Annotated in this window: 2 protein-coding genes; both read left to right on the top strand. The window is 75.4% G+C overall.

Features of this window, described 5'->3' with window-relative positions:
- The coding region (gene cobT / locus KDK95_RS34035; RefSeq protein ID WP_212522486.1) for a nicotinate-nucleotide--dimethylbenzimidazole phosphoribosyltransferase at positions 1–2974 on the top strand (2974 nt) is incomplete at its 5' end.
- Between the two features lie 83 nt (positions 2975–3057).
- On the top strand, positions 3058–4317 hold the full coding sequence (gene cobA, locus KDK95_RS34030) for a uroporphyrinogen-III C-methyltransferase (RefSeq protein WP_212522485.1): 1260 nt from the start codon (positions 3058–3060) through the stop codon (positions 4315–4317).
- The last annotated feature ends 23 nt before the right edge of the window (positions 4318–4340 follow it).

Raw genomic sequence — 4340 nt, 5'->3', positions numbered from 1 at the left:
CGCGCTCTGGCTGATCGCGAGGGTCGGCGACCACCCCGTCCTCGAGTTCGTCATCCTGGTCAGCCTGCGCACGGCGATATCAGACTTCGTGTACGTGCTGCTCGGCCTGTGCAGATGGGCCGGCGGCACCCGCCGCCGCGCCGAGCCCTCGGTCGATGACGCGGTCCCCGAGCCCGTCCAGGCCGGCCAGCCGGTGCTGCTCGACCCGGAGCCCGGCGAGGAGGAGGACTTCGGCCACCGTTCCGGCGCGTACGAGCCCGAACTCGAGCACGGCCAGCCCGAGCCGGACGAGCCGCAGCAGAACGAGCCCGCGCAGCCGCAGGCCGCGGTCCCGCACCAGCAGCAGGCGCCGCAGCCGCAGCAGGTCGGCCAGCAGGCGGCGCAGGCCGGACAGCAGGCGCAGCAGGCCGGACAGCAGGCGCAGCAGGCCGGACAGCAGGCGGCGCAGGCCGGACAGCAGGCGCAGCAGGCCGCCGAGCACCCGCAGCCGGTTCAGCCGCAGCCGAAGCAGCCGCGCCAGCGCGTCGCGCCGCAGGTCCGGCAGCCGCAGGAGCAGCACGAGGACGACCCGCTGTCCGGCTCCGGCTCGCACGCCCGCCCGCAGCCGAACCAGCAGCAGCCGCAGCAGCAGGTCCAGCAGTCCGCCACACCACAGCAAGTCCAGCAGCAGTCGCAGCAGGTCCCGCAGCCTCAGTCCGCGCGCCAGTCGCAGCAGTCCGCCGCACCGCAGCAGGTCCAGCAGCAGTCCGCGCCGCAGCAGGCTCAACCGCAGACCGCCCCGCCGCAGCAGACCGCGCGCCAGTCGCAGCAGTCCGCGCCACAGCAGGCCCAGCCGCAGACGGCCGCGCAGCAGCAGTCCGCGCGCCAGTCGCAGCAGTCCGCCGCACCGCAACAGGTCCAGCAGCAGTCCGCGCGCCAGTCGCAGCAGTCCGCGCCGCAGCAGGCTCAACCGCAGACCGCCGCGCCGCGGCCGTCCGCTCCGCAGCCCCAGGCCCAGCCCCAGCCCCAGGCGAAGGCCAAGCCGAAGCAGCACTCCCAGGCCCAGACCTCCGCCCAGCAGGCCCAGGGTGCCCAGGCCCAGACCCCGGCCGAGGCGCCCGTCGCCGCGCCGGCCGCCAAGCCCGCGAAGCAGGCAGCGGCCAAGCGGACCGCGCCCGCGTCCGCCGCAGCCGCCAAGGCCGCGTCCGCCGCGTCCGCCGCGGCCGCCGACCGCGCGCCGAGCTACGGCGAGGTCGAGATGGAGGCGGTCTACCGCGTCATCCACGAGCGCCGCGACATCCGCAACGACTTCCTGCCCGACGAGCTGCCCACCGAGGTGCTCACCCGCATCCTCGAGGCCGCGCACACCGCGCCGTCCGTCGGCTTCTCGCAGCCCTGGGACTTCCTGGTGCTGCGCGACGAGGAGCGCCGCCAGGCCGTGCACGACCTCGCGGTCCGCCAGCGCAAGGCGTACGCCGCGTCGCTGCCCAAGGCGCGCGCCAAGGCCTTCGCCGCGCTGAAGATCGAGGCCATCCTCGACACGCCCGTCAACATCGTCGTCACCTGCGACCCGACGCGCGGCGGCCGGCACACCCTCGGCCGCTACACGCAGCCGATGATGGCGCCGTTCTCCACCTGCCTCGCCGTCGAGAACCTGTGGCTCGCCGCGCGCGCCGAGGGACTCGGCGTGGGCTGGGTGTCCTTCTTCGACGAGCGCGAGCTCGCCGAGACCCTCGGCCTGCCCGAGCACCTGCAGATCGTCGCTTACCTGTGCGTCGGCTACGTCAAGCGCTTCCCGGACGAGCCGGAGCTGGCCGGCGCCGGCTGGGCCCGTCGCAGGCCCCTGTCATGGGCCGTACACGAGGACGACTACGGCCGCCGCGGCATGCCCGGCGGCGACCCGGTCTCGCTGCTCGACGCCACCGTCGACGCCGTGCGCGGCCTCGACGAGGACGCCGCGTCCGCCGCCCGCGAACGGCAGGGCCGGATGACCAAGCCCCCCGGCTCGCTCGGCGTGCTCGAGCACGTGGCCGAGCAGCTCGCCGGGCTGGCCGGCGAGTGCCCGCCGCCGCTGCCCGAGCCGGCCGCGCTGGCCGTGTTCGCCGCGGACCACGGCGTGCACGCCCAGGGCGTCACCCCCTGGCCGCAGGAGGTCACCGCGCAGATGGTGTCCAACTTCCTGGCCGGCGGCGCCGTGGTCAACGCCTTCGCCAAGCAGGTCGGCGCCGAGGTCTGCGTCGTGGACGTGGGCGTGAACGCCAACCTGGGCAACGCCTCCGGGCTGATCCCGCGCAAGATCCGCTTCGGCACCGCCGATATGACGCAGGGCCCTGCGATGAGCAGGGACGAGGCGACGGCCGCGATCGAGGCGGGCATCGAGACCGCGCGCGACCTGGTCGCCGCGGGCAACCGCTGCCTGCTCACCGGCGACATGGGCATCGCCAACACGACCGCGTCGGCCGCGCTGATCGCCGCGTTCACCGGCGCCTCCCCGGCGCAGGTGACCGGCTACGGCACCGGCATCGACGAGCAGACGTATGCGCACAAGGTGGAGATCGTCCGCCGCGCCCTCGAACTGCACCGCCCCGACCCGCAGGACCCGATCGGCGTCCTCGCGGCCTTCGGCGGGCTCGAGCACGCGGCGCTGGCCGGCTTCATCCTCGGCGGCGCGGCGCTGCGCGTCCCGGTCGTGCTGGACGGCGTGATCGCCGGCGCCGCGGCCCTGGTCGCGCAGGCCATCGCGCCCGAGGTCACGGTCGGCTGCGTGGCCGGGCACCGCTCCGCCGAGCCGGGCCACGCGCTCGCCCTCGAGGCGCTCGGCGTCAACCCGCTGATCGATCTGGAGCTGCGCCTCGGCGAGGGCTCGGGCGCGGTGCTCGCGCTGCCGCTGGTCGCCTCGGCGGTCCGCGCGCTGCGCGAGGTCGCCACGTTCGACTCGGCGGGCGTCGCGGACGCCAGCGCGGAGGCCGTCCCGCCCGCGGAGCGCGGCCGGTAACCCGTCCGGCGCCCGCCATGCGGTCACCGGATGAGGCCTCCGACCAGCGATGAGTATGCTCAACGTGTCATAGGACGTCGGGCATGGAAGAGGCACTTGTGGTGAGCACCGCCGAGACCCCGTCGGACCCGCGACCGGAGGCGCCCGAGGTCTACCCCCTCGGTCTGCGCCTGTCGGGACGCCGGGTCGTGGTCGTCGGCGGCGGTGCCGTCGCCGCCCGCCGCGTGGCCGGGCTGCTACACGCGGGCGCCCGGGTCCAGGTCGTCTCACCGGCCGTGACCGCCGCCGTCGAGGGCTACATCACCGCCGGCCATGTCGACTGGGCCGAACGCCCTTACCAGCCCGGCGATCTCGCTGGCGCGTGGTACGCGGTGGCCGCCACCGACGACCACGCCGTGAACGAGGCCGTCGCCGCGGAGGCCGAGCACGCGCGCGTGTTCTGCTCGCGCGCCGACGACGCCGTGGCCTCGACCGCGTGGACCCCCGCCGTCGGCACGCACGCCGGCGTCACCGTGTCCGTGCTCGGCGCCGACACCGCCGACCCGCGCCGGTCCAGCGCCGTGCGCGACGCCGTCGTCGAAGGCTTGCGCGAGGGAACCCTCGCCGCACCCCGCTTCCGCGGCCGCGCCCCCGGCGTCGCGCTCGTCGGCGGCGGTCCCGGCGACCCCGACCTGATCACCGTGCGCGGCCGCCGACTGCTCGCCGAGGCCGATGTCGTCGTCGCGGACCGGCTCGCCCCGCTCGGGCTGCTCGACGAGTTGCCCGCCGACGTCGAGATCGTGGACGCGTCGAAGATCCCTTACGGCCGCTCGATGCCGCAGGAGGAGATCAACCGGGTCCTGGTCGAGCGGGCGAAGGCCGGGAAGTTCGTGGTGCGCCTCAAGGGCGGCGACCCCTTCGTCTTCGGCCGCGGCCAGGAGGAGATCGTCGCGTGCGCCGAAGCCGGCGTCGCGGTGACGGTCGTGCCCGGCCTGACCAGCGCTGTATCAGTACCCGGGCTCGCTGGCGTGCCGGTCACGCATCGCGGTGTGGCGCACGAGTTCACCGTCGTGTCCGGCCACGTCGCCCCCGACCACCCGAAGTCGCTCGTCGACTGGGCCGCGCTCGCCCGGCTGCGCGGCACCCTCGTGATGCTGATGGCCGTGGAACGCCTCGGCCCCATCGGCGACGCCCTGCTCGCCGGCGGCAAGGACCCGCGCACGCCCGTCGTGGTCGTCCAGGACGGATCCCGGCCCGGGGAAAGGGTTTTGCGCACATGCCTTGAGACGATGGCCGCCGACGTCGCCGCGGCCGGCATCGCGCCCCCCGCGATCGTCGTCCTCGGACCCGTCGCCGCGCTCTGACCCGGCGCCCCCGTTCGCAACCC

Origin of the sequence: Actinospica acidithermotolerans, from assembly GCF_018139625.1 — a bacterium.
Lineage (GTDB): Bacteria > Actinomycetota > Actinomycetes > Streptomycetales > Catenulisporaceae > Actinospica > Actinospica acidithermotolerans.
The sequence above is the reverse complement of the archived record's forward strand: the minus strand, read 5'-3'. Positions and strand labels throughout refer to the sequence as shown.